This window comes from Rothia sp. HSID18069 (genome assembly GCF_003989155.1).
GTDB classification, from domain to species: Bacteria; Actinomycetota; Actinomycetes; order Actinomycetales; family Micrococcaceae; genus Rothia; species Rothia aeria.
Genome location: NZ_RBMG01000001.1, coordinates 597,233 through 623,203, shown reverse-complemented (window position 1 = coordinate 623,203; position 25,971 = coordinate 597,233). Strand labels below are relative to the sequence as shown.

The following is a 25,971-nucleotide window of genomic DNA, read 5'->3' as shown; positions in this document are numbered from 1 at the left end:
CGCTAGAAGGGCTGATAGTGTTCCCAACCGCGTGCTTGTGCCTGTCGCTGGCCCAGCAGCACCCGCGGCTGCTGCCCTTCGGGAACCAGGCACGACCCCAGAGCCACAAACCCCTCCGGTAATAGTGCCCCGGAAGGGAAACATGCCAGCAGTCCGTGGTCTTCTCCCCCACCTAGTACGCACTCCTGTGCCAAGCTCACGTAACTGTCTGCGTCCTCATTGCGCGGCTGCCCGTGCAGGATTGCCTGTGCCAGCGGTACCAGGGGCTTGGACAGGGCCTCAATAGCCTCTGCTGATAAGGAAATATCCACCGCAGAAGCACATGCTATACGCTCTGCATCTTTAAGAAGTCCATCAGAAACATCAAGCATGGCAGTAGCCCCCGCCCGTGCGGCGAGCACACCGGCGGGTACGGGCGAGGTGGGCCGCAGCTGGGCTGTTAGGGCGCGCTGTACCACCTTGTCATTGCAGCGCGGGTGCTTACCCGTTGTTTGTTTGGCCATAATGTCCGCAAGGTACGGGTTGTGGGATTGGAGCAGAAGCCGTAAACCGGCATCAGCCCACCCCACCTGTCCGGCAAAAGCAACGGTGTCTCCTGCTTGAGCGCCCGAACGCAGCACCGGTTTGGGAGTATCCGGGTGCATCCTCCCCATCGCGGTGATACTCACCGTAATATCGTTGGAGGTTCCCAGATCGCCACCGCTGACAGTACATGAATGTGCCCCACAGGCTACGATACTGTCGGTGATCCCCCGGGCGAAGTCCTCCACCCACCCGTAGGTGGTGTGGGCAGGCATGCTCAATGAGACAACAAGGGTTACCGGTTCTGCTCCCATAGCCGCAATATCTGCAAGGTTCTGGGTGGCCGCCTTATACCCCACCTCGTACCCTCCGCTAGATATCCCGGCGGGCCACGGGTCCAGAAAATCTTTGCCCTCCACCAGGGTATCGGTGGTGAGCACCGTGGGGGTGGGGCTACCGGCGAAAACCGCGCAATCATCACCGGGACCCACCAGCAAAGGATCCTCAGCGCCCTGTTGGTGCTGATGGTCTTTTACAGCAGCATTATGGTTCTCAATAATGGGCAAAAAAGCACGCAAAATACGGGATTCTCCCAGGGCGGCAGCGGTAGCATCCCGCAAAGGATGTTCCTGCCGTTGGGAAGAATCCCGTATTGTGCGCGCGTTTTTTTGAAGGCTCACGCGAGTATAATGCCCGTCTACCGTACGCGGTAGAAGTGGCGGATAGCGAAACCAATAATGGCGATAGCTAACAGGCTAAAGACGACCAGCGGGATCGCACCATAGGGGCCTGAGTTATTGCTGTTATCAACAGCCGCCTGGTTATTGGAGCTTGACGAGTTCGACTTTGAGGGCTGCTGACTTGACGGCTCAGCCGAAGTGCTGCCGCTGCTGGATGAACGCGAAGTGTTCGAAGGAGTCGAACCAGTGGGCCGGGAATCAGCCGTTCCCGTCACGCTCGGAGTCAACCGCAGGCCACCGTTCTCTCCCTGAGACAGGTACCCGGCCACCCAGTCAGCCGCACCGGGGATAGCCTCCTGGGAACCACTATTAGCCCCGATGCGCCCCAAGGTGGTAACGCCGTTCGGCAGCAGCTCACCGCGAGGGTCCTCGGTCGGAGTGTTAGGCACAGGCGCGGGGCTGGGGCTGGGCGCTGGCGCAGGAGTCGGCTCCGGCGCAGGCGCGGGTGCAGGAACAGGGACCGGCTCAGCGGTTGGTGCCGGGACAGGAACCGGTGTCGGCTCCACGACAGGAGGCGTCGGCACGGGAGTAACCGTCGGGTCCGGAACCGGAGTAGGATCCACCGGCGGAGTCGGCACAGGATCCGTCGGTGCCGGCTCTGGAGTGGGTGTCGGGTCCGGCGTAGGCGTCGGGTCAGGTGTTGGGGTGGGATCCGGAGTCGGAGTCGGCACCTCAGGGGTCGGGGTGGGTTCCGGCGTGGGCTCCTCAGGCGTAGGGGTAGGATCCTGAGTCGGCTCTGGCGCGGGAGTCTCCGGGCTAGGCGTGGGAACCTCGGGTGTGGGTGTCGGCTCCGGCGTAGGCGTCGGGTCAGGTGTTGGGGTGGGATCCGGGGTTGGAGTGGGCTCAGGCGTTGGCGTAGGAGCCGGGGTCTGATTCTGCTCGGGACTCGGAGTTGGAGTCGGCGCCTCAGGGGTCGGCGTAGGGTCCGGTGTAGGAGTAGGTGTCGCATCCGGAGTCGGAGTGGGCTCAGGCGTTGGCGTAGGAGCCGGAGTCTGATTCTGCTCAGGGCTCGGAGTCGGCACCTCAGGGGTAGGGATGGGGTCCGGCGTAGGGGTAGGCGTCGGCTGCTGAGGGGCAGGCGTTGGCGTAGGAGCCGGAGTCTGATTCTGCTGGGCGGGCACAGGAGTCTGATCCTGTACCGGAGCAGGGGTTACCTGCTGGTTATTACCACCCTGATTATTACCGCCCTGAGCGGGGGCAGGGGTCGGGGTAACGTTCTGGGCAGGCTGCTGCGGTGCAGGGGTTGCCTGCTGATCCGGTGTAGGAGTCGGAGTATTATTAACCGCTGCACCAGTAGCGTTAGCCGCCGCACCCGTAGCAGCAGGCTGCGGGGTTGGAGTTACCTGCGGGGTGGGAGTAGGCGTTGCCTGCTGAGCTGCTTCAGGCGTGGGGGTAGCATTATTAGCCGCGGGGGTGTTCTTCGCGGGGGTTGCATGCGCGTTCGGCGTGACATCTGCAACGGGCTGCTCACCGGTCTGTGCAGCCGCAGGTTGGGCAGGGGCAAAGGATGGCGGGGCCTGAACCTCCTCCATACCGGCATTCACATTATTAGGAGTTCCGGTGGCATTATCAGTTGGTGCTTGAGTGAGAGCGACTGCGGGGTGCACAGGCTGCGGGGTGTGCACTAGTGCAGCCCCGGGCAGAGACACAGCGGCAGGGAGTCCCCCGACCGTCAGTAAGGCGGTCGCTACACCAGCTGATACCACCTTGTGGTTTTTATTTCCCAAAAGGTCATCCTTATATGTTTTTGAGTGAACATGAATGTGCCCCAAAAGTAAGGGTGCTTCTAAATATTAGCGAATATTCCCAGGAATTTCTTCCCGTAACAAGCTTTATAACAAAATCATAACAGGTAAGTTTAACCACTCAAACATTAAGGCACAGCTTCAGGTTCATGTTCTCATAAAATATTTCCTGCAGCTTCCCTGCCCTTCAACCTTCTCCACACAGCCTAGTTAATACCCGGTAATACGGTAGAATGAAGGGTGTGAAACAGCTATCTCAGCCCGCACGCACACACCACCTCCTTCGCACCCTCAGCAGGTCTTTTACTGCATGTGGGTGCATATTTTTTCTGAGTGGCTGTGGCGCCGGGACAGTCAGTCTAGAGCCCGCACCGGATGCCGCGAACCCGGTGTGCGCATACGCACTAGTGGCAATGCCAGAGACCCTCACCGGATTCCCCCAGCGGGAAACCACGGCACAAGCCACCACGGCTTGGGGAGATCCCGCAACAATTGTTCTCAAGTGCGGCGTGTCGGTCTCCGAACCTGTCTCGGATCCATGTGTTGAGGTAAACGGTATTGACTGGATTCTGCGCCCCCAAGAGGCTGAATCTGATCCCGCAAAAGCTGCCAGTGCCACCGCTAGCTCGCATAATACGGCGCCTGCAAACAGCGCCTCCTCCACAGCTTCTCAAAAGGCTGGCACGAGCACCCCAGCCCCGGTGAGGACCTCCAATGTTCAGCGGTCGGGTGGAGTGTGGACAGCTACCACCTACGGCCGTACCCCGGCTATTGAGGTGACGTTCGATGCCGACAAGGTACCTTCATCTACTTTACTGACCAGCCTGAGTTCAGCTGTGAAACAGGTTCCCGCTCAGAAGAAATGCACTAACCTCAACGAAGTCCCCGGCGGCCATTAGTGCATATAAATCCGTTTTTTGTCTAATAGTATGCACGATCCACCGGTATACTCGGCAGCTTTAACTTTCCTTAAATCTACCGGCTATCGAATTATAGCTCCCCCGCGCTATTACGCCTTTATAGCGGAATTTATAGCACTATTTAAGCAGTCGTGATGGGGCTTATACACCTGGCTTGAGGTTCGCCATCATATTTTATTTCTCCATCGCATATAACTGAATACTTATTTATATATAGGGTATAAAAACACCCAATCTGCTGGTTTTATTCAACAGATTGGGTGTTTTTTAGAGGCGGCCTCTTCGCTAGCTATTGGCGTTACTTCTTTACGATAGCGCTATAGCGGTGAATGAACGCGGCCATTGCGTCACGGTGAATAGGCTCACCCGGGCGGTACGTGCCGTCAGACCAGCCTTTCGTAATACCCTGCTGCTTCAGCCAAGTAATCTCCTGATAGAAAGCATCACCATTCTGCACATCGTTAAACGGTGAGTTCACCGGAGCCGTGTACGCCGGAGCACCAGCATAACGGTAGAAGAACGCCGCCATCGCATCACGATTCACCGGATCATGCGGACGGAACGTACCATCCCAATAACCAGTAGTAATACCCCTCTGATGCATCCACACAATCTCCTTATAGAACGGGAACGACGGATCCACATCCCTAAACGGAGACTCCTTCGGTAAAGTTACCTCGGGTGAGCCAGCCATACGGTAGAAGTATGCAGCCATCGCAGCACGCTCAACATTCTGACCAGGACGGAACGTACCATCCGGGTAACCGGTAGTGATGTTCTGAGAACCCAACCACTGAATCTCAGCGTAGAATGCCGTATCCTGGTTCACGTCCTTGTAGAGAGGAGTATTAGGAATCGGCTTAACGTCGGGCTTCTGATCCGCAGGCTTGACGGTCAGCGGGGTTTCCGCATGCATCCCGGCCTCAGCCGAGACGGTGGCAGCTACAGCCACGTATTTCTTGGAGGCGTCCAGTTTGCTACCGGGAATGTTCAGCGTCACTGAGAAACGACCATCGTTAATGTCAGAAGCGTTGATAAGCTTCTCATCCACAATTGACTCACCCGTGGGTTTGCCCGAAGCGTCAGCCTCGTACACCCCTACACGCACACCCTTTGAGGTGATGTGACCGTAGAAGCCGCTGCCGTTTACCTGCAGCTCGTTATTGTCAGCTGCCGCATCAAGCTCGGTCTTGGACACCTGAATCTTGGGGTCCGCCTGCTTCGTGGGGGTGGTGGGGGTGCCCTTGGGGTAGGTGACCTCGTTCGTGGACTTGGTGGGGGTTACCTGAGCGGTCTCTGCGGGGGCGCAGGTGTCCTTATCGTGGTTGCCGCCAGCAGCCTCAACGTTCACATCCAGAGTGAGCGAGCGGATAGGATCCTTACGGTTGCCTGAACCAGTCAGCAGGGTAATGCTGTGCGTGGAGCCAGCGGTCCACTGCTCCGGTACTGAAATGGTGGTCGAGAAGTTGCCCTCAGCGTCAGCATCCACAAAGATGTGTCCCTTACCCTCAACGGGGGTAGCACCGCCATCGAACTTCACGGCAATCTTGGAAGGTCCGCCTTCCTTATCTTTGAATGCCTTACCGGTGATGGTCAGTTTGCCTTTCTCCTGCACAACCTTCTGCACAGAAGCGGTAGCACCGTCATCAGCGGCGGCGGTAACCTGTTCACCCTGGTCCGGTTTAGCGGCGGGTTTCTCGGTCACGGTGGTGTTAATCTTCACCAGTGAATTCGCGTTAATTGGGGTCTCTGCACCGTCCTGGCCCTTGGGCTCGGTTGTGGATTCGCGGTACTGCCCGGTCTTCGGGTCAATGGTGTAGTCCGTCTTAATACCCTCAGCATAGGCATCACGCGTAACAGCATAAGCGGTGCCCTCGGGGGTGACCAGCACATCGTTAGCGCCGTTCTTACCGGCGTTCACCTCAGCAGATACGGTACCGGTGCGGGCGTCAATGACACCCACCTTGCCGGTGGCGAAATCGGTGGCATACACCAGGTCGTTTTTCTCATCGGCGGTAATGGACAGGGTCTGCTTACCGAACTGGATGCTCTTCTTGTACTCACCAGTGTTCAAGTCATAGACGGTTACCCCGGCGTTGCCTTTAGATACACCGCTCTGGCGATCCATCTCGCCCTGGGAGGAGACATAAATCTCCTGCAGGGACTTATCAATGGTCACATCCGAGGGGCGCAGAGCTGCACTATCCACGTCCTTGTGCAGGGTGATAGTCTTCTCGTTCTCCAATGTGCCGGTGTTAATCACATTCAACGTGCCAGCGCCCATAGCCGGGACATAAAGCTTACCGCCGGATGCATCAAGTTCCATGTTCATGGCGATGTCCTCTTCACCGTTATTGGTGAACGCAATCTTCTTGATAACCTCGTGGGTCTTCAGGTCGAAGACGGTCACGCCGCCGGAGCCCGAAACGAAGGCCCGGCCTGAGGCGGCATCAACCTTAACTTCGCGCGGATGCTTCACAGCACTCTCAGAAGGGTTAGCCTCGTTATAGCTGCTCCACACCAGCTGCTTGGTGTTAATGTCATACACAGAAACTGCATTAATACGGGTCTGAGTCACCCAGATGGTGCCGTTAGCCTCGTCCACTGCAATACCGTAAGGAGCCGCCACCTGTTTACCGGTGGGGGCGTTAGCGCCGCGCGGGGTGAAATCCACGGTGGAGGGCTGAAGCACCTGGGTCAGGCTGGGGCCTGCAGCGCTTTCATTCCACACACCAATACCGCCGGTCAAAATCGGGGGGCGGCCATTAGCGAATGTGGTGTACAGGTTACCGTTCGAATACGCCAGCTGATATTCACCGGGAAGGCCCTGGTAGCTGGTTGCGGTAGCGGCAACGTGGCGGCAAGGACCGTTGTTCTCAGCAGCTGCTGCAGGAGGATTCTCAGCCGCGAACGATGCGGGAACAGCCGCGAAAGAAGCAGCGACGATAGAGACGGCGCCTGCAGATGCCAGAAGTTTATGCATAGGGCTCTTGTGAGAATAAGTCATTATTCATCCTCAATGATATGTAATGTGAGTAATTCCCCTTTTCCAACCACGGAGAAGGGTTCAGAACCGGCTATTAGACACACACATAGTGTTTAGCCTAGACTTATCAGCCGGTGTCTCCATGCTACCACTCAGGCAAGGCTAACCCAATGAAAATGAGGTATTTGACACTGTGGCTCATCCCATATCTGTCATTATATGCGTTAGTGGGGCGCTGTCTTCGCCACTACGGAAACCAGCGCCCCACAACAAAAGCAATGCAGCTGCCCCCTATTGCTTCGGTATACAACACCTTAAAGCGGGGCGTGTGCAATAAACGCTGTAGCGCATCATGTGAAGTTTTTCGCTCACTACCGCAGGCCTACTGGGCGTTCCAGCGCCAACATCAGCAACTCATCAATAAGATCCTTGTACTCGATCCCGGTGTTCTCCCACATGGTCTTATACATCGAGATCGGCGTGAACCCAGGCATGGTGTTCACCTCGTTAACGATCAGGCGAGCATCGGGGGTGTAAAAGAAATCAGCTCGGGAGATACCTTCGCCATCCAGCGCCAAGAATGCCTTGACCGCCAGCTGACGCATACGCTCCAGATCCTCGGGGGGTAGGTTAGCGGGGCAGCGGGTCACAGCGGTAGTCTTCGACACGTATTTGGCCTCAAAATCGTAGAAGCCTCCCTGCTCCCCCTGCATCTCAATCTCGCCGGGATATGATGCGCGGGGCATATCGCCATTATGACCATCCAAAATACCGCACTCAATCTCGCGGCCCACAATACCGGCCTCAATCACCACTTTCGGATCATACACGCGCGCCTGCTCAATTGCAGGCACCAGCTGCTCAGCTGTGTCTACCTTCGTGATACCGAACGACGAACCTGCACGAGCAGGCTTCACAAACATTGGGTAACCCAGCCGGGCCACACGCTCCAGCGCCCCGTCACGGTCATGGCGCCACTGGCGGTCTGTGACCACCTCATACGGGCCAACTTCCAGCCCGGCATCAGCAAACGCAACCTTCATAAAATGTTTATCCATACCCACGGCGGAGGCGGTCACCCCGCACCCCACATAGGGCAGGTTCGCCATTTCAAGCAGGCCCTGAACTGTGCCGTCTTCACCAAAAGGCCCGTGCAGGAGCGGGAACACAACATTAATGGCGGGGCCAAACTCAAGGTGCCCCGCCGAGTCTACAAGATGCAGCCGAGAATCCCCCGCGCCCAACGGCAAAAACACCTGCTGTGCGCCGCCGGTGAACTCTGCCATGTCCGATCCTGCGGTGAGCTTCTCCAGTTCTTGAGCGTCCGTCAGGTACCAGCGGCCGTCCTTGGTAATGCCCACAGGTACCACCTCGTATTTGGCGGTATCTATCGCGCCAAGCACCCCCACGGCGGTAATCAGCGAAATAGAGTGCTCCGAAGAACGCCCACCACACAATAGAGCCACGGTAATTTTATCGGTCATTGTTTCTCCCGGTTCGTTTCAGGGCGTACCCGCCCCACTTACAGCCCATTGTATCGTCTCTTACGGGCCTTTCTGACACTAGTACCCAAGCCGCGGTAACCGCAGATACCGGGGTCATGGCGCACGGTGAATACGCAGCACAGGCCCATCAAATAGGGCGGTAATCAGCTGATGCATGTGCGCATCGTCGGTGGTCAGAGTGGCGATGCGGGGGCGCCTGGGGTAAGTTTTTACCGACTCCATCACACCTGTATCCGCCAGATGATGAGCGGTAATAGTTAGCACCGCCACACGTTCACGCCGCGTTGGAAACTCAGTGTGCAGTATCTGCCGCAGATGCTCAGACACGTTCATGGTATCCTCGGCAGAACCTGCGGCTGCGAGCACTATAGCGGTTTGAGGCAGCAGGTATGCCCATCGACGGAACGCCATAAACCCCGTCATCTCCTCGGGGCACGAATCAGCCTGTTCGTCCCAGGGAACCACCACAATATCGGCGCTCTCAAGAGCCTCGTATATATCGGTGGTGTAAGTCACCGGAAACTGGTGCGCGGTTTCTCCCGTATCGGCGGGCTCCCACAGGTATATCGGGCGATCGCACTCGGTCGTGTGAGCTACCGACCCTGTAGCCGCAGCACACAGGGCCCCATACCCCGTGGAACCTAACACGGCGATGGTTACCGAGCTCAGGTTCATTGCGTGCTCTTAATGCCCTTCATGTTTAAGGGAACGCCCCAGCAGCAGCGGCGCCAGCTGCTCCACGCTAATACGCCCAGTCAGCACCGCAACCACGGCCTCAACAATGGGCATCTCCACACCGTGGCGGCGCGCCAACTGCGCCAGCACCGGGGCCGATTTAATGGACTCAGCGGTCTGGCTCATATGCTCCCCCAGCCGGTCCGGGGTAACCCCCTCAGCCAGCAGACGGCCCGCCGTGTGGTTCCGTGATAGCGGTGAGGAGCAGGTGGCGATCAGATCGCCCATACCAGCCAGGCCGCTCATTGTGGCAGGCTCACCGCCAAGGGCCACCGCCAAACGGGTGGTTTCAGCAAGGCCGCGTGTCATCACAGATGCTTTTGAGTTATCGCCATAGTTGCGGCCTTCGCACATACCAACGCACAGGGCAATCACATTCTTAACCAGCCCCCCAATTTCGGTGCCCACAACATCCGTATTGGTGTAGGGCCTGAAATAGCTGCACGCACAAGACTTAGCGACAATCTCAGCGACCGGTAAAGTTCGGGCCGCAATCACCGAAGCGGTAGGTTCCTCCCCCATAATTTCGGTGGCTAAATTGGGGCCAGATAGCACGCACACGCGGTGCGGAATATGCCCGATCGCCCGGATATCAACGCCACGCATTGCCAGCGCCTCTTCCAGTTCCTCGGTAATCACCTGCGACATGCGCATCCCAGTGCCGGTCTCCAGGCCCTTTGCCAGGGATACCAAAAACGCGTGGGGCTCAATAAAACGCGCGAAAAGTTGCAGCTGCGACCTGAGAACCTGGGCAGGGAGGGCAAGCACCACAATATCCGCCCCGGTGAGGCCCTCACGCGCATCCGCAGTGAACAGCAGGTTATCGGGCAGTTTCATGCCCGGGAAGTAGCGTGTGTTCTCACGGGTCTGAATGCACCGCTCCATCGTGCTGGCCTCTCGCCCAATGAGCACCACCTGCGCCCCGGTATTGTTCTCCCGCGCCGAATCAGCCGCGATCTTTGCGAAAGCAGTGCCCCAGCTACCGGCACCCAATATCGCGATCTTACGCACCTGCCGCTGTTCACTCTTCTGCACGCTCTACCACCTTCTAGTTTTCGTCAGGTTCCCCAAGAGTACCGGTCACGCCCGTGGTCTCCCCCGGAAGTTCACGGCGTTTCGTCTTGGGATTCCACCGTCCCTTGGGGGCCTGTTCCCCGCGGATGTGCGCCAGCAAAGCAGTGATTTCATCCATCATCGCCTCGGTGACAATATTAAGCTCGGTGCGGGTACGTTTGGCCTGCGGCGACGGGTCATCTACCAGGGCCGCTATATTCATTGGCTGCCCAATTTTAACGTGCACCGTTTTACGCGGCCACAGAGAAACTTTGCGTTTCTCCTTCTTCTTGCCGTCGGGGCCGTCTACATACTCGTAGCTGAGAATCTGCTCGTCTCCCCAGTGCGCCACCGGTATAACGGGTGCGCCGGTGGCTAAAGCCAACCGAGCCGCGCCAGTACGCGCCTGCATCGGCCAGGTATCAGGGTCATGCGTGGTGGTGCCTTCCGGGAAAATCACCACGGCACCCCCTGCTTCCACCACAGACCTGGCGGTAATGAGTGACTTTCGGGCATCAACAGACCCGCGAATCACCGGAATATGCGCCATTTTACACATGAGCCATCCGAGCACCGGGGCCCGAAACAAAGAATCTTTCGCCAGAAAACGCGGTAGAGTGCCGCTAATAAACGGCGCGTAGGCCACGGTAATGGGGTCCACCTCTGTGGTGTGGTTAGCCACCACAATGTACCCGCCCTTCTGCGGCAGGTTCTCACGCCCCTCAATCTTTATGCTGGCGATGGCGTGGTAGGTGGGGCGGACCATGGTGCCCAGCACCCTAAACAGCCGATCGCCGCTGGTGCTGGGGGCGATCGTCGGCAGCGCTTTCTTTCCCTGCTGACCGCTCATTTAGTCCTGAACCTCAACGGTCTCAGGGGTGGGCACATCAATTTTGGCATCGGGCTTGGGAGCCTCGCTGGCCTTGCGTTCAAGCACCTCAAAGGTGGCGCCTAGATCCTTGAGTTTCTGCTCGAAGTTCTCATAGCCGCGTGCAATCACCTCAACACCACTCACTTCGGAGGTTCCTTGAGCCGCCAGCGCCGCAATGACATGGGAGAAACCACCGCGCAAATCGGGCACCTGGAAGTTGTCGGCCATCAGAGCGGTGGGACCGTTAATAATGGCGGAATGGCCGAAGCTCTTGCCGTAGAACCGGCACGAGACGTTACCGATGCAATCACGCAGCACCACAATATCGGCACCCATCTGCTTGAGCGGGTTAATGAAACCAAAACGGTTCTCGTACACGGTCTCGTGCACAATGGAGGTACCCTTCGCCTGGGTGAGCGCCACCACGAGCGGCTGCTGCCAGTCGGTCATGAACCCGGGGTGCACGTCCGTTTCAAACACCACCGGCTTCAGCTCACCACCGGGGTGAGTGAAGCGGATCCCCTTATCTTTCCCGTGATCAATGACTTCGTAACGTCCCCCAGCCTTACGGAAAACATTAAGAAACGCCGTCATATCCTGCTGGTCAGCACCGCGCACAAAAATATCGCCACCGGTAGCGAGCGCCGCTGACGCCCAGGACGCTGCCTCATTGCGGTCCGGGAGTGCAGTGTGGTCGTAGCCGGTGAGCTCATCCACGCCTTCAATGACGATGGTGCGGTTATCGTTAACGAAAATAATGGCGCCCATCTTCTGCAGTACGGCGATGAGATCAATGATTTCGGGCTCAATCGCGGCGTTCTTCAGTACGGTTTTGCCCTGTGCGCGCACTGCGGTGAGGAGCACCTGCTCGGTGGCGCCCACTGAGGGGTAAGTCAGCTCAATGTCAGTGCCTTTGAGCCCGTCTTCGGGCACCTCCAGGGTGATGCCGCTCGCATCGTCTTTGGCAACATTGGCGCCGAACTTACGGAGTGCGTTGAGGTGATAGTCGATGGGTCGGTCACCGATTTTGCAGCCGCCCAGGTTGGGGATGCGCGCGGTTTTAATGGTGTGCAGCAGCGGGCCAACCATGAGGATGGGGATACGTGAGTTACCACCGAAGAGCTGGATATCTTTCGCGTTGCGTTCGGCGGTCTGGGAGTTGTGGTCGGGGGTGAGAGTGAGCACGCCGGTTTCGCGGTCGTAATCAACTTTCGCGCCGTGCAGCTCAGCGAGGATAGTTACGACTTCTACATCGCTAAGGTCTGGGACGTTACGCAGCACTGAGGGGGTGCTGCCGAGCAGGGCAGCAACCATTGCTTTGGGCACCAGGTTTTTGGCGCCGCGAACCGTCACCTGGCCCTTGAGCGGGGTTCCGCCGTCAATGCGAAGCTTGCTGATATTAAGGGTCATGGTGATTGTCCTTATGGTAATCGGCCGCCGGTGTCAGCGGTATAACTGGGCACGTGCGTACTCGGTAAATGCACGCAACAAGACATCATTATTCTACGGCCTGTACCGGGTAGCTCCAAACATGTTCACCCTGTGCAGCGGCGGTGAGAGGCTGCGCACGGTGAGGGCCATTCTGAGGCGGTACTGCATCGCGGGGAGCATCTAAGGGTGGGAGATTAAATACCCGAAATACGAAGTTGTGATTGAAGTTTTTTAAACTGTTGCATACAGCTTAAAAATTATCTGCATCTCGCAATTAGGGTTCCTCGCAGCAGCTACTTCACGTCCTTCACCGCTAAATATAAGGAGGCAAGGCAACGGGTGTTGTTACTGTGTCCGGGGCATCCAGGCGGGCCTGCGTGCCTCGTACGCTTTGATTGCCTCAATATTTTGCAGGGTCAGGCCAATATCGTCGAGACCTTCCATGAGGCGCCAACACACATAGTCGTCTAGCTGGAACGGAACCGTCAGCGCCCCCACTGCAACGTTTTTTTCTTTGAGGTTTACGGTGATTTCAGTTCCTGGCTCATCCTCAATAGCTTTCCAGATGAGTTCAATATCGTCTTGGGCAACTTGGGCGGTAACCAGCCCCTGTTTACCCGCGTTACCCCGGAAAATATCGCCGAATCGTGCCGAGATAACCACCCTAAACCCGTAGTCTTTGAGGGCCCACACGGCGTGCTCACGGGACGAGCCGGTCCCAAAATCAGGCCCGGCCACCAGCACGGAGCCGTGACGGTAAGGCTCTGTGTTGAGGATGAATTCGGGGTCTTTACGCCAGTTGGCGAAGAGGGCATCGTCGAACCCGGTTTTGGTGACGCGTTTGAGGTACACGGCTGGGAGGATCTGGTCGGTGTCCACGTTCGAGGTGCGCAGGGGAACACCAATTCCGGTGTGCTCAATAATCGGTTCCACGGTGTTCTCCTTAGGCCGCCGCAGGCTGGTAGTCAGACAAATCAGATGGGGAGGAAAGGGTCCCGCGCACCGCCGTGGCGGCGGCGACTAGGGGTGAGACAAGGTGGGTGCGTCCGCCTTTGCCTTGCCGCCCTTCAAAGTTGCGGTTTGAGGTGGAGGCGCACCGTTCCCCCGGGGCCAGCTGGTCGGGGTTCATGCCCAGGCACATGGAGCATCCGGCAAACCGCCAGTCTGCGCCAAAATCTTTAAAAACCTTATCGAGGCCTTCTTCTTCGGCCTGTGCACGAACTTTCTGTGAGCCGGGAACGACCATCATCCGCACCCCCGGTGCCATGGTACGGCCGCGAATAATATTGGCGGCAGCCCGAAGATCTTCAATACGTGAATTGGTGCAGGAGCCTAAGAAAACCACGTCTACCGGGATGTCCTTCATTGGAGTTCCGGCGGTGAGGTTCATGTACTCTAAGGCACGGGCGGCGGCGGCTTTTTCGTTCTCGTCCTCAAAGTCATCGGGGGACGGCACGTCCTGGCTCAGGGGAATACCCTGGCCCGGGTTAGTGCCCCAGGTGACGAAAGGCTCCAGCTCATCCGCATTAATGTAGATTTCTTGATCGAAGACGGCCCCCTCATCGGTGGGCAGGGTCTTCCAGTAGGCCACCGCCTCATCCCAGTCCTGCCCCGTGGGTGCATGCGGTCGTCCTTTGACGTACTCAAAGGTGGTTTCGTCGGGCGCAACCATGCCGGCACGGGCACCTGCCTCAATCGACATATTGCAGATGGTCATGCGCCCTTCCATCGACAGAGAACGGATGGCCGAGCCACGGTATTCAAGTACGTAGCCTTGACCGCCCCCGGTTCCAATCTGGGCAATCACGGCCAGAATAATGTCCTTAGCAGTCACCCCCGGTTTGAGAGTGCCTTCAACGTTAATGGCCATGGTTTTAAAACGCGCCAGCGGCAGGGTTTGGGTGGCCATCACGTGCTCAACCTCAGAGGTGCCAATCCCAAAGGCCAGCGCTCCGAAAGCACCGTGGGTTGAGGTGTGCGAATCGCCGCACACCACGGTCAGCCCGGGCATGGTCAGCCCCAGCTGCGGGCCAACCACATGCACAATTCCCTGTTCTTTATCTCCAAGGGGGTGGATTCGCATCCCAAATTCAGCGGCGTTACGGCGCAGAGTCTCAATCTGAGTACGTGAGGTGATGTCCGCAATAGTTGAAAAGATATTCTCGGTGGGGGTGTTGTGGTCCTCGGTGGCGATTGTCAGATCCAGCCTGCGCAGGGGCCTGTTCTCAATGCGCAGCCCTTCAAACGCCTGGGGTGAGGTGACTTCGTGGACGAGATGCAGGTCGATGTACAGCAAATCGGGTTTGCCGTTTTCGCTGGGTACCACCACGTGGCTGTCCCACACTTTTTCCGCGAGAGTTCGCGGACCGGGGTGAGCCGCCATTTTTCCTCCTATTGGTGCTTGGGGTGTACTCATCATGATTTTGTTTTGATGGGGAGTCTACACAGTACAACGTATCTTCCACATTCTGAGATACACTGAAAGTATGACCGTATCCGCACACAATCACACATCACCTTCATCTCGTAAACCTACCGGGTCTCATCATGCCACCAGGAGTGTTCCTCCGGTCACGGCGCCGCTTAAGGCGCCGCAGACGCTCAGGGACGATCAGCGGGTGGTTGAGGTTGAGCCGGTCAGCTCCTCCGGCGTGGGTGTGCTTGACAAAGCCACCCTCATTCTAGACTGCCTTGAGGCGGGGCCGGTAACTCTTGGACAGTTGGTGAACGCCACGGGCCTTGCCCGGCCCACCGCACACCGTCTCGCTGTTGCACTCACCCACCATCGTCTTGTGGCACGGGATGTGCAGGGGCGTTTTATGCTGGGGCCGCGTCTGTCGGAGCTTGCTTCCGCCACCGCCGAAGACCAGCTGCTGGCTGCCGCCGCACCGGTACTTGATAAGCTACGGCACGCCACCAACGAGTCGGCACAGATTTACCGCCGTCAGGGTGACTGGCGTGTCTGCGTGGCCTCTGCGGAACGCCCCGTGGGTATGCGCGAAACCATTCCCGTGGGTACCCAACTTTCAATGAAAGCCGGTTCAGCAGCGCAGGTTCTTTTGGCTTGGGAAGACCAAGGCCGCATTATTGAGGGGCTGCGCAATGCGCATTTTAGCGCCGCAATGCTCGCCTCGGTGCGGCGTATTGGTTGGGCGCAGTCTGTGGGTGAGCGCGAGCGCGGTACCGCATCGGTATCGGCCCCGGTGTACTCCCCCACTGGGAAGGTTATCGCCGCAGTTTCGATCGCTGGCTCTATTGACCGTATGAGCCGCCAGCCCGGGCGCATGTACGCCGAGGCCGTTCTTGAGGCCGCCGCCGCGCTCACCGCAGCGTTACGAGCCAGCTAGCACGCGGCGACGCAGACCACCAACCCGGCACGCCTTGGTTCGGAGTATTCTCCGTACCGCGTGATGCTACCGCAGGTGGTTACGGTAAGTTTCCAGGCGCATTATTTCGTTCTCGACGGGGTGCACAACCTGCTCGTTGAGAGCGGCTTCAAGGCCCCGGGTAAGGGCGCGCTGTATCCTTTGACGGTATATTCGCGCGCCCATGGCGGTAAGCGCCCGCCCTGCCCCTGCAGCCACAATCCCTAATAGCACCCCTAAGAGCAGCAGCAGAGTAGGCACCGGCACGGGTGAGCCGTCCGGTGTGGGCGGTGGCGGAAGCGGCACCTGAAAGTATGCTGCTGCCGCCATACCGGTGAGCCACAGCACCCCCGCTAGAGCGCTCAGCAACGCCACCCACTGCACACTATTCAGGAGCGCCCACCACCACTGACGCCGGTCCGTGCGGTAGTCAACACCCGCTATAGCGCGTTCAAATGCGGCAGGCAGCTGCTGTTCGTGTTCTAGGGCGGCGTTACGAATACTGCTGTTCCAGGGCTCTTCAATACCGTGTGCGGTTTCGGCACCAAATGCACGTACCGAGTTCGCCACGGATGCCCGCTGCGCTGGGCTCAGCGGGGGTAATGACGAGGCCACCAGGTGCGCGGGAGCCGCTGAAGGCTGCCCCGGTTCCGCATCAAACAGCTCATCAACAGCGGTGTCCTGTCGCGTATCAGAGCCGTCCGCGTACCCCAAGTGCAGGCGCTTCAGCGGGTCGGGCCGGAATTTAGCAACCCAGCGGGTCGCTATCCACCCGGTGCGCGCCCCGGCACGGCGCTTGTAGGAGCTAACCGCTGCATCCAGCACGGTACCCGCGCCGCTGGCTGTGAAACATGAGGCGGTGAGTGTATCCACCGACTCTTCGCTAATAGAGGCCTCCACCGGGCCGCCGTCACGGTCTGAAAGCTCGCCGTGGATAGCGTCCAGGTCGGCAGTAACCCGCTGCAAAGCGGCACTTTTCGCGGCAGCCACCTGCCCCAGTAACGATTTGAGGGAGTCCAGCCCGGCACCTGTGCGGGCTGAAACCGCGATCGGCTCAGCCAGCAAGTGGTGGCTAATACCGTCCTGAACCAGCAGCTGCCGCAGGGAGTCCAGTACCTGGGGAAGGTCGTGTGCATCCAGCAGATCTGACTGGTTAAGTACGCACAGCATCGTGCCGCCGTGTGCAGCTAGGGGCTCGATAAACTCGTGGTGCAGCACCGCATCCGCGTATTTCTGTGGATCTACCACCCATACGAGCACATCCACATACCCCACCATGCGTTCTACCAGTTCACGGTTATCGCGGCGTACCGAGTCGAAATCGGGTAGGTCCAGCAGGATTAGCCCGCCGGAGCGGGTGTGGGTCTGCCCTTTACCAACCATGGTGCGGATGCGGTTCCACAGCCCGGGGGCGGGCACCCTGGTCTCATTCAGGGCGGCGCTGGGTGTCTCAGGTACCAACGTTTCAGGTGTTATAGGTGCTTCGGCGGGGTCTTCCAGCGGGTACACCCGTTCAGAGACTCCAAGCCAGTCAAGGACCTCTTCGCTGCCTTCCCTGCCCCATACGGCGGCCTGCGCGGTGACCGTGGTGGGGCGGGTATGGGCGGCGCGGGCAAGTTTTTGGCCCGCCACAGCGTTAAAAAGGGAAGATTTACCGCTGCCAGTCGCCCCGAAAAACCCCACGATAGTGTGCTCGGCTGAGAGGCTAAGGCGCTCACGGGCACGGCTGATGGTCGTGGCGCTACGCTCTATAAGGGTTGTTTCGATACGCCCACGGCCTGCTTCAAGCGCGGCGTTGAGCGAGTCTGCACGCTCTGTGAGTGTGCCGCCTCGCTGGCGGGCCATGGTGGTGCTCGAAGGAACGAGTTCGTCGCTCATGCTACCCCCTTATTTCTTTGCCGGCGGGGCTGCCGTCCACGGCCAGTTCATGACCAATACGGTGTGTCTGCTGTGCGGCCTCAAGAACCTGGGCTGGCTCAGGCCCCGCATTAACGGTATTGAGGGAATCGGTGAACCGCTGCCGGTGTACATCCAGCAGGTTTTGCATCCGCTCGATGAGGTCGGTACGGGCACGCTGGGCCATTCGGCGGGCAGCGTCCTCACCGAATACCGACTCCAGAAGCTTAGATCCCACCACGCCGGAGCCGCCTGCGATGCCGATTTCCAGCCCGGTCAGCCCACCGGTTGCGGAAAACACAGCGACCATCAGTAGCACGGCGGCAGCATTAACACCCAGCGAGAGCACGCGTGCACGCTGGCGTTTACCGGCGCCTTCGGCGCGGATTGTCTCAAGGATTCCCTGCTGCCAGGCACGGATCTGCTCCGCAACCTGCGTCTCGAATGTGCTCTGCTCGGTCTGCACCTGTTCGGCGGTGACGCCCGCATCGTGTTCCTCAAGAAGAAGCGCACCCGGGCGTTCTGATCCCCACGAGCGCCGTACCTGTTCGGCGGCACGGGCGGCAGCGTCCACGGCCACTGCGTGCAGCCCGTGCTCTAACGCCTGTTCCACTTTTGCGGCTTGGGCGGGGGTGCCCCGCATGATCCCGATTAGCCGGTCCCGCAGGCGCCCGATTCCAGATTCTAGTGAGCGGAAGAACTCTCCGGTGCCCACAAAATCTTGCCAGCGCATCAGCACCTCACCGCGCAGTAGCGTACCGTCGGAGGCTGCCTCACGGATGTTCTCCAATGCGGTGTCGTAGGCGTCATCCACTGCGGCGCTGAGCCGGGTGAGCGTCTCGTGCTGGGATTTTTGTTCTGCGGCAATAACCTGCAGATCTTCGCTCAGCCCGTTAATAGCGCCGCTGAGGGTGCGGCGGGCGATTGCCGCGCGTGCCGGTGCGTCTGCCCCCAGCTGCTCTAGCCAGTTCCGCACTTGGTCTATGGCAGCAGGCGGCAACAGGCCGCGGTTATCGCGTTTCTGTTCGGGGATACACACCAGCAGTGCCGGGGTGATCCCAGCTTCGCTGAGCATATGTTGCAGGTCTTCTTCTATTTCGTGTTCGGCGCCTTCTGGTACTCGGTTGAGCACCACCGCCACCGTAATATTGCGTTCAGCCGCCCGGTGCAGTAATTCCCACGGCACGGCGTCCGCATACCGGTTGGCGGTGGTCACAAAAAGCCACAGGTCGGCGGCAGAGAGCAAATCTTTAGCTAACCGCCGGTTCTGTTCAGAGACGGAATCAATATCTGGGGCATCAATAAGAGCGATGCCGGGCGGTACCGTCTGGGTCTGTAGCGTCACCAGCACATCGGCTTCAGTGTGTGCGTCAGCTCCTGGCACTGTTTCTCCCGCGGCAACGCTATGACGCCTCATGCTCGGCAGGTAGTGCTCGGATCCCAGGTAGGGTGCATCTTCGGCGCGGTGCAGCAGAACAGGCTGGCGGGTGGTGGGGCGGATGGCCCCGGCACGGGTGAGGGGCTCGCCAAGGAGCGAATTCACCAGCGTGGATTTACCGGCACCAGTGGAGCCGCCCACAACCACGGTGAGTGGAGCATCCAGGCTGCCAGCACGCGGCAGAATATAGTCATCAAGTTGTTTATTGGCCGCACGAATACGTTCACGGGCTAAGTCCGCGTTGAGGGTTTCTAGGGGAACATCACAGTGGGCGAGTAGTTCGCGCACACGCATAAGGTGCGTATAATCGGTGTGTTGCACGCAAACAGTTTATCCTGATTTGTGTGTGCAATGATACTCCGACTGGTTCAGGCACCTTCCCAATATGCGTGTGCGGGGTGCCTTCTGCTACGGTAGTAAGTGCTAGCCGCGAGTGTTTATGGCCCGATTAGCTGGCCGCATCACCGATAAGGATGGGACCCCATAAATGCACCATAGTTTTGCTCGTCGCGCGCTCCTGACGCAGACTGCCATCGTAGGAGCTGGCTCCCTTTTGAGTGCGTGCGCGGGTTCTTCTATTTCTACCGCGAATAAACGTCCTGCTGCCGCTTCTTCGGCGGCGCCTTCACCAGTTGCAGCTTCTCCCCAGGTGGACTCTGCCTCAGGTTCGCAGGTGCGCGGTCCGGTGGTTCTGCCAGCCCAGTACTATGAGACAGCAAATGGGCCGTTTGAGGCTGGCACATTGGAGCACGGCCCCCGGAATGTGGCTAAGCCTAAAGAACCTGAAAATATGCGTGAGCTTTCTGAACAGGGCATTCTAAGCTTCCTGCAGTACTGGTGCGCGGCGCAGAACTACATGTACCTTACCGGTGATATTTCTCTCTTTGAGGCTCTGCCAGGCAACGATAAGTACAGCACAAATATCGGTATTTATTCGAAGCTTTACTCTCGTGATGAGGGGTGGGTTGTGTGTGATACTGAACGCCCCACCGGCATTACTCTCAATACTGACAGGCCCGTACGGATCGGCTCTTCAGAGGTATTCCGCTGGGAGTCCATGTACACGGTCGATAATAAAGCTCACCTGTACCTGCTCAAGGCACAACGTAACGTATCTTTTACCGATATGTACGGTACAACCCGCCGGGCGGATGTATTCGTCAAATACGGTGACAACGGTTGGCAGATGATGGATGATGCGGAGGTTTCGGCGGCGAAGGAGTCGCTGGCCCCCTCAGCATCCGCTGCGTCCCCGTCTTCCCGGTAGCAGCCGCATAATGAGCACCGCCGCTGACACCGCCCCTTCCCGGGGCAGCTGGATGTGAGTAACAGCTCTAGAACTGGCGACGTATTCGTTTGTGGTTTTACCCTGCACCGCATAGGCTTTGTATACAAGTTGCGGTGTTCTTAGAAGGGATAGTCCACCATGATTCGATCTGCTGTTGCCTCACGCCGTATTTTTTTGGTTGGAGCAGCCTCTTCGCTGGGTGCTGCGGCGCTCTCCGCCTGCGGCTCTAGTTCTTCTTCCCGCACCGCAGGCAATGCAGGTGTACCGGCAGACGGTTCCAGTGTTCAAGCCACCACCGCGGATACCCGGGAGAACCTCTCCGGGGAGCTGCTGTGGCAGCATTACAGATCCGCTGGCCCTCAGCCTTCAGCCGGGTCAACGGCGGCACCTACCGGCAACCCTGCATCGCTGCAGTCAAAAGCTACAGATGTTCCCGTACCCGCCGAGTACGACTATATGCGTGATGAGGACACCTCGGGACTAAGATTCACGTTCGCTTACTATATTGCGGCACTCAATTATGCGCGAGCCACAGGCGATATGAAACCAGCATTGAAGGTGGTGCATCCGCAGAACCAGCCCGCTATTGCACAGTTGCAGGGGTATGAGCAGTTGTACATGAGTGCAACGCAGTGGATTGTGGGTGGTTCGTGGACAGTCTCCCTCACCGAGAAACAACCGGATGAGAAGGGCTATAAGTACGCTTGGGCCTGTTCAGTGAAGCAAGAGAGCGGTGTGCTGGTTAATGCTGCCGCTAACACGAATACTGCCCTGCCCACGGAGGAAGCCCGCGCAATGCGTAAACTGTACGGCATGTGGGAGGGTGAACAGTGGTGGATTATTTCAGCTGAACAGTACGACCCGTCAGCCAGTCCCCGACGCACAGCCCTGCCCCAGGTGACTCCCACGGTTCCTGCGAAAGTTGTGACCGTTCCTGCCTCTCGCTAGACCCACAATAGTGTGCGTCTGCTCTAGGGCCGGTAGCGTATGACCCATAATGTGCCTCAGGTACGGTGGACTATAAACTATGTGATGTTCCAGATATATTTTTTTGAACGTATCCCCCGGGTTTTACAATCCCGGGAACACCTTGTGTGCATCAGTGCAGGTTGGGGTAAAACAGCGTGAGACAAGCGCCTGCGCAGTCACCGGTTTGTGGCCTCAAGATGACAGGGGTGGGCACGCTAGAGTAGGTATAGAATAATGAGGATTATTCCCGTTGAAAGGAGCCGTCGCTATGTCCCGCGCTGCACTCACCCGTAGAACTGCAATAGCTGCTGCGGGGCTGACGTCGGTGGGAGTGGGGGGCGCTTTCCTGCTGGATACGATTAACTCCACCTCAGCTAACGAGCAGCGGCCGCAGGCAGGCTCGCAGTCCCTCACCCCCGCGCCCACAAAGTCACCGGGGTACCGGGGAGACGTGAAATTCACCTCGTACTCTGGGGATGTGGAGGCTGTGGTTCTCGGGAATGACAATGCGAAAGCCAAGAATGTGCCCGTCCCGCAGGAGCCTCACGGTATGACCGAACCAAATGTTGAGGGACTGTATAACTTCATTGGGTTCTGGGTTGCCGCGCATAATTACCTGCTATTAACCGGTGATGCTTCAGCGCTCAATAAGGTCACTGACGCCCAGTCCCAGGAGGATGCGAAGGAGCTGGGGGAACTGTACGCGAAGGGTGCATGGCTGCGTAGCTCCACGGCGCACCCGTTTACCCTGTCGTTGGATACTGAGCAGCCAACAAAAGGCGAGAGCGAGAACACCTACATCTGGAAGTGCACACCGGGGTTTGACCCGCAGGCCCGGATGGTGGGGGCCGCAAACACTATCTATGAAGATTTTAAATCTAATTTCGCGGTCGATACCGACCCGCTGTTTGTAGTGTATGACCAGGGTTCGTGGCGTATGACGTACGACTTGCTGCCCGAGACACGCGGTAAGGTTCCGGAGGCTGCCGCTGGCACCACTGCCCCGGCATAACCTTCACACGAACCGCCTGATACTGGTTCCCAGGATTTTCGCCGTAAGCTATAAGGTGGCGCACCCCCACAGGCAGATGTGCGGGCGGTATAGTTGATGTATCTCAACCTCGCCGAGTGAAAGATTGGGTATATGACTTCCGACGTGACGCGCCGCACAGCTTTAGGTTTTTTCACCGTAGCCGGTATAGCTGCTGTCTCAGGGTGTTCCAATTCTATTTTTTCTTCTACTTCCGTTAAGACGCACACCCCTTCCTCGAGTGATTCTTCCGAGCCTGCGACAACAAGTTCCGAGGCCTCCCCCAGCTCCTCTTCGGCCTCGTCTACCTCGGCTTCTCCCTCATCATCATCTTCATCTTCGTCGAGTAGTTCTGACTATTCTTCCGAAGCCAAGATTGATAAATATGACACATCAGCGGGCAACTTTGAGGCAGCCACCAAGGAACACCCGGCAAGAAACGTACCTAAACCGGTTAAGCCCGAGAAGATGAGCGAGAACTCAACCGAGGGCCTAAAAGCGGCGTTAGGGTACCTTTCGGCAGCTTTGAAATACTACTATTTGACCGGGGAAACCGAGTTTTTGCGTGAGGTACGTCTGTCGGAAGACACATTGCCGGAGTATGAAAGCAAAGGTGCGCCCATCCGGGAGAAACGAAGCTGGTACGGTTCTCCCGATGTGAAGATTTACCTCAATAGCCCCGAGCCGACAAAGAGTGGCGATAAGTATATGTGGCCGTTTACCGCTAAGACGGATCAGGGGCCTTTCATTGTGAAAGATGGTGAGTACAGGTCACTATCTTCATACAGCCGGTATGGTGAATCACGCCAAATGGCTGTGTGCACATACGAGGGTGGGCACTGGACGATCATCTGGCATTCGCGTAGTTCCAGCAGCTCTTCGCCAACCCGCAGCCCGTCGTCGAGCAGCAGCTCCTCGTCTTCCTCTAGCAGCCCATCACCGTCCGAAAGTTCTTCCTCTTCCTCATCATCAGGTGGCGGCAACTTCATCTAATTGTTTCTAGGTGTCCACACACCTTCCGCCCCTCACGGTCGGTTCAGGCCGGAAAGGATGACTGCGTTGGCCTCTTCCATTACTCGCCGCACGGTTTTGGGCATGTTTTCGGTCGCTAGTGTTCTTTTTACCAGCGGGTGCTCCGGCGCTATAGTGTCGGCGCCCGCCAAGCCAGCCCTAGCGGAGAACCCCTCGGCGGCCGAGAGCACCACACCTGAGAGTGATGAGACGGCGGCGCCAAGCGCCTCCCCCACGTCTGCTGCTAAGGACTACAGCGGGGAGGCGAAACTTGAAAAATATGATACGTCGGCGGGCCCCTACGAGCCAGCAACTAAAGAGCATCCCGCCAAGAACGTACCAAAGCCGGTGGTTCCGGAGCACATGTATGAAGATTCGGTGGCGGGGATGTACGCCACAATTGCCTACTACGCCGCGTGCCTAACCTACCTCAATATCACCGGAGACCCCTCACCCATACGCGCCCTCAAATGGCCGAATGAGAGCTATAAAAGTTTCGAGAAAATGGGAGCAGAAACTAAAAACGGTACGCTCTGGTACGCAAACCCAAGTTTCAAGATTGTGCTCATTACCCCGCAGCCCACTCGGGAAGGCTCACAGTACCGCTGGCCGTTGCGCATCGTTAACGATCTGGGCTCTTTCGCGGTAAAAGACGGAAAATATACGGAGCTTTCGCCTCAAGACCAGCATTACGATAAAGAGGTTATTGGCCTTGTCAATTACCAGCAGGGGCGCTGGGAATTCCGGTGGGAAGGCGATGAAGATGACGACCCTTCACCGTCGGCAAGCCCTCGCGCGTCCCAATAATACATAACCATTACGGTGGGCTTTGTCGCCCTCATATTTTGTGCGTAAACTATCATTGCATTTGTTTTAGGGTTCTATAAATCTGTGAAAGGACAACGATGTTTCCTGCCGTAACACGCCGCTTTGCGGTGGGATTAGCTGGCGTAGGCGGCGTGGTTGCTGCGCTCACCTCGTGCGGGGTGGGGGCAGATTACAAAGGCGAAGCGAAACTTGATAGATACGACACCTCCGCTGGCCCCTATGAGCCAGCAACTCAGGAGCATCCCTCGAAGAACGTGCCAGTTCCTATCAAACCCGATAATATGGGCGAGAATTCCGTGGCAGGGCTTCATGCAACAATCTGCTACTTCGCGGCTTCTTTGCAGTACATGATGAACACGGGTGATTCCCAGCATCTGAAAGACATCAGGTTTGACCGGGAAGATCTGAAAAGCTACACCGATGTCGCGGAGCTTTTTGACGATAAAACCTGGTTGAGTGAGGTCACAGTAACTATTGAACTCACCACTTCCGCCCCAATCAGGAACACTGATGGCTACCAGTGGCCCGCCAAGCTCACCATGAAACAGGGTGATTTTGCGCTGATCCGCGGCAAAGTCTCGCAGGTTCCACAGAACCGTAAACTGGTGCAATCCGAGGGTGATATTACGGGCCGCTATGTTGAGGGGTCCTGGAATCTGAGCACACCAAAGAAACGCTAGGATCGGAGTTCAGCCCAAGCGTGGCGCCCTGCGTCAATCATGCTTCAGGGTATGCTATTCTCTATCACGACACGATAGCAATCACCGAAATATTCACTCGCAAACCAAAATTTTGAAAGGTATAGCTCTCATGTCATCCCCCTTGACCCGGCGCACTGCACTTAGTGTCATTGGTCTCAGCAGCGCAGCTTTTTTGGCTGCGTGCAGTTCTGAGTCGCAGCAGACCACTACCACCGCCTCTGCACCGTCTCCTTCTGAGCCTTCCTCAAGTACATTTGAGGTTCAGAGCGCATCTCCCCGCGCATCCCGTACCGCAACTGCCAGTGCCTCTGCGACGCCTTCAGCGTCTCCCTCCGAGTCTGCCACCGCCACCCCCTCAGCTTCTCCCACCGTTGAGGAGAAAAAGGACTTTAGTGGTGAAGCGAAGATTGATAAATACGACAAGCCCGGCGAATATATGGCTGCCACCGAGGAACACCCGGCGCAGAATGTCCCGATCCCAGTTCAGCCTGAGTCCATGAAAAAAGATAATGCAGCCGGGTTCGCGGGCGCATTGGCCTGGTTTGGGGCAGCGGTGGATTATCTGCTGCAGACTGGCGATATGCAGTACGTTAATACGGTAACCCTCAATGCTGAGGCAAAGAACGTACTGCAAGGCTATGCGGAGAGTACGAAGAAAAGCGAGGCCGATAAGATCTGGTATGCGAAGCCGTCCGCCTCGTTAATTATTACCGCCCCGCAGCCGGTGTATGCTGGCGGTTCGTGGAACTGGCAGGTGAAGCTGAATATTGACGTGGGCGAGAAGATTTACCGTAAGGGTACGCTGCAGGATACCCCCGCCGATAAACGCCATATCTACATGTCTGGTGAGGCTGTAGGCACCTATATGAACGGTATTTGGGATCTGAATATGGATATTAACTAGGTTCGTCCATTCTCTTCCCAGCGGGGTGCCCTG

At 57.7% G+C, this 25,971-nt stretch carries 21 protein-coding genes; 9 read left to right on the top strand and 12 right to left on the bottom strand.

Translation table 11 applies throughout. The features are described 5' to 3' along the window. Window positions 1–2 precede the first annotated feature (2 nt). The gene (locus tag D8M41_RS02815) at window positions 3–1,202 is read right to left on the bottom strand and encodes a thiamine-phosphate kinase (protein ID WP_126926353.1); all 1,200 of its coding nucleotides are present in this window, start codon (window positions 1,200–1,202) and stop codon (window positions 3–5) included. Window positions 1,203–1,219: 17 nt separating this feature from the next. Further along, on the bottom strand, window positions 1,220–2,989 hold the full coding sequence (locus D8M41_RS12060; protein WP_193901404.1) for a hypothetical protein: 1,770 nt from the start codon (window positions 2,987–2,989) through the stop codon (window positions 1,220–1,222). 338 nt (window positions 2,990–3,327) lie between these two features. Here D8M41_RS12060 and D8M41_RS02800 point away from each other — a divergent pair, with 338 nt between their 5' ends. Continuing rightward, window positions 3,328–3,906 (top strand): DUF3515 family protein, encoded by a 579-nt coding sequence (locus D8M41_RS02800; RefSeq protein WP_331270877.1) that lies wholly within the window; start codon window positions 3,328–3,330, stop codon window positions 3,904–3,906. A 319-nt stretch (window positions 3,907–4,225) separates the two neighbouring features. On the opposite strand, the gene D8M41_RS11835 is transcribed toward D8M41_RS02800, so the two are convergent. The 8 genes from D8M41_RS11835 to leuC form a co-directional block, all read right to left on the bottom strand. Beyond that, the gene (locus D8M41_RS11835) at window positions 4,226–6,934 is read right to left on the bottom strand and encodes an S-layer homology domain-containing protein (protein WP_238693455.1); all 2,709 of its coding nucleotides are present in this window, start codon (window positions 6,932–6,934) and stop codon (window positions 4,226–4,228) included. A 350-nt stretch (window positions 6,935–7,284) separates the two neighbouring features. Further along, window positions 7,285–8,397, bottom strand: a complete 1,113-nt coding sequence (locus D8M41_RS02790; protein WP_126926351.1) for a D-alanine--D-alanine ligase family protein — start codon at window positions 8,395–8,397, stop codon at window positions 7,285–7,287. A gap of 114 nt (window positions 8,398–8,511) precedes the next feature. Then, entirely contained in the window at window positions 8,512–9,093 is a 582-nt protein-coding gene (locus D8M41_RS02785) for a hypothetical protein (RefSeq protein WP_126926350.1), read from the bottom strand. Between the two features lie 9 nt (window positions 9,094–9,102). Next, window positions 9,103–10,188 carry an NAD(P)H-dependent glycerol-3-phosphate dehydrogenase gene (locus D8M41_RS02780; RefSeq protein ID WP_023132863.1) on the bottom strand — a complete coding sequence of 362 codons (1,086 nt, stop codon included), beginning with the start codon at window positions 10,186–10,188 and terminating at the stop codon, window positions 9,103–9,105. 13 nt (window positions 10,189–10,201) lie between these two features. Then, complete coding sequence (locus D8M41_RS02775; RefSeq protein ID WP_023132864.1) at window positions 10,202–11,056, bottom strand: lysophospholipid acyltransferase family protein; 855 nt, start codon at window positions 11,054–11,056, stop codon at window positions 10,202–10,204. After that, the gene (gene murA, locus D8M41_RS02770) at window positions 11,057–12,487 is read right to left on the bottom strand and encodes a UDP-N-acetylglucosamine 1-carboxyvinyltransferase (RefSeq protein WP_006887813.1); all 1,431 of its coding nucleotides are present in this window, start codon (window positions 12,485–12,487) and stop codon (window positions 11,057–11,059) included. A gap of 366 nt (window positions 12,488–12,853) precedes the next feature. Next, window positions 12,854–13,441, bottom strand: coding sequence for a 3-isopropylmalate dehydratase small subunit (leuD, locus tag D8M41_RS02765; RefSeq protein ID WP_006887825.1), 588 nt, complete (start codon window positions 13,439–13,441; stop codon window positions 12,854–12,856). Between the two features lie 10 nt (window positions 13,442–13,451). After that, window positions 13,452–14,891: a 3-isopropylmalate dehydratase large subunit gene (gene leuC, locus D8M41_RS02760; RefSeq protein WP_006887816.1), complete on the bottom strand. Its 1,440-nt coding sequence runs from the start codon at window positions 14,889–14,891 to the stop codon at window positions 13,452–13,454. A 103-nt stretch (window positions 14,892–14,994) separates the two neighbouring features. On the opposite strand from leuC, the gene D8M41_RS02755 reads away from it, so the two are divergent. Then, complete coding sequence (locus D8M41_RS02755) at window positions 14,995–15,855, top strand: IclR family transcriptional regulator (RefSeq protein WP_081481252.1); 861 nt, start codon at window positions 14,995–14,997, stop codon at window positions 15,853–15,855. 66 nt (window positions 15,856–15,921) lie between these two features. On the opposite strand, the gene D8M41_RS02750 is transcribed toward D8M41_RS02755, so the two are convergent. Both D8M41_RS02750 and D8M41_RS02745 read right to left on the bottom strand, forming a co-directional pair. Continuing rightward, window positions 15,922–17,751, bottom strand: coding sequence for a GTPase (locus tag D8M41_RS02750; RefSeq protein WP_023132866.1), 1,830 nt, complete (start codon window positions 17,749–17,751; stop codon window positions 15,922–15,924). Between the two features lies 1 nt (window position 17,752). Next, the gene (locus D8M41_RS02745) at window positions 17,753–19,528 is read right to left on the bottom strand and encodes a dynamin family protein (protein WP_037287548.1); all 1,776 of its coding nucleotides are present in this window, start codon (window positions 19,526–19,528) and stop codon (window positions 17,753–17,755) included. Between the two features lie 166 nt (window positions 19,529–19,694). On the opposite strand from D8M41_RS02745, the gene D8M41_RS02740 reads away from it, so the two are divergent. From D8M41_RS02740 to D8M41_RS02710, 7 genes are all read left to right on the top strand, one after another. Further along, complete coding sequence (locus D8M41_RS02740) at window positions 19,695–20,474, top strand: DUF6318 family protein (RefSeq protein ID WP_006887801.1); 780 nt, start codon at window positions 19,695–19,697, stop codon at window positions 20,472–20,474. 159 nt (window positions 20,475–20,633) lie between these two features. Continuing rightward, the gene (locus D8M41_RS02735; protein WP_006887799.1) at window positions 20,634–21,443 is read left to right on the top strand and encodes a DUF6318 family protein; all 810 of its coding nucleotides are present in this window, start codon (window positions 20,634–20,636) and stop codon (window positions 21,441–21,443) included. A gap of 289 nt (window positions 21,444–21,732) precedes the next feature. After that, window positions 21,733–22,476, top strand: a complete 744-nt coding sequence (locus tag D8M41_RS02730; protein ID WP_023132872.1) for a DUF6318 family protein — start codon at window positions 21,733–21,735, stop codon at window positions 22,474–22,476. Between the two features lie 132 nt (window positions 22,477–22,608). Further along, a complete protein-coding gene (locus D8M41_RS12125; protein ID WP_006887814.1) occupies window positions 22,609–23,487 on the top strand; it encodes a DUF6318 family protein in 879 nt (292 codons plus the stop codon). A 57-nt stretch (window positions 23,488–23,544) separates the two neighbouring features. Then, window positions 23,545–24,312 (top strand): DUF6318 family protein, encoded by a 768-nt coding sequence (locus D8M41_RS02720; RefSeq protein WP_126926349.1) that lies wholly within the window; start codon window positions 23,545–23,547, stop codon window positions 24,310–24,312. 98 nt (window positions 24,313–24,410) lie between these two features. After that, entirely contained in the window at window positions 24,411–25,013 is a 603-nt protein-coding gene (locus D8M41_RS02715) for a DUF6318 family protein (RefSeq protein WP_006887804.1), read from the top strand. Window positions 25,014–25,143: 130 nt separating this feature from the next. Further along, window positions 25,144–25,938, top strand: a complete 795-nt coding sequence (locus D8M41_RS02710) for a DUF6318 family protein (protein ID WP_006887823.1) — start codon at window positions 25,144–25,146, stop codon at window positions 25,936–25,938. Window positions 25,939–25,971 lie beyond the last annotated feature (33 nt).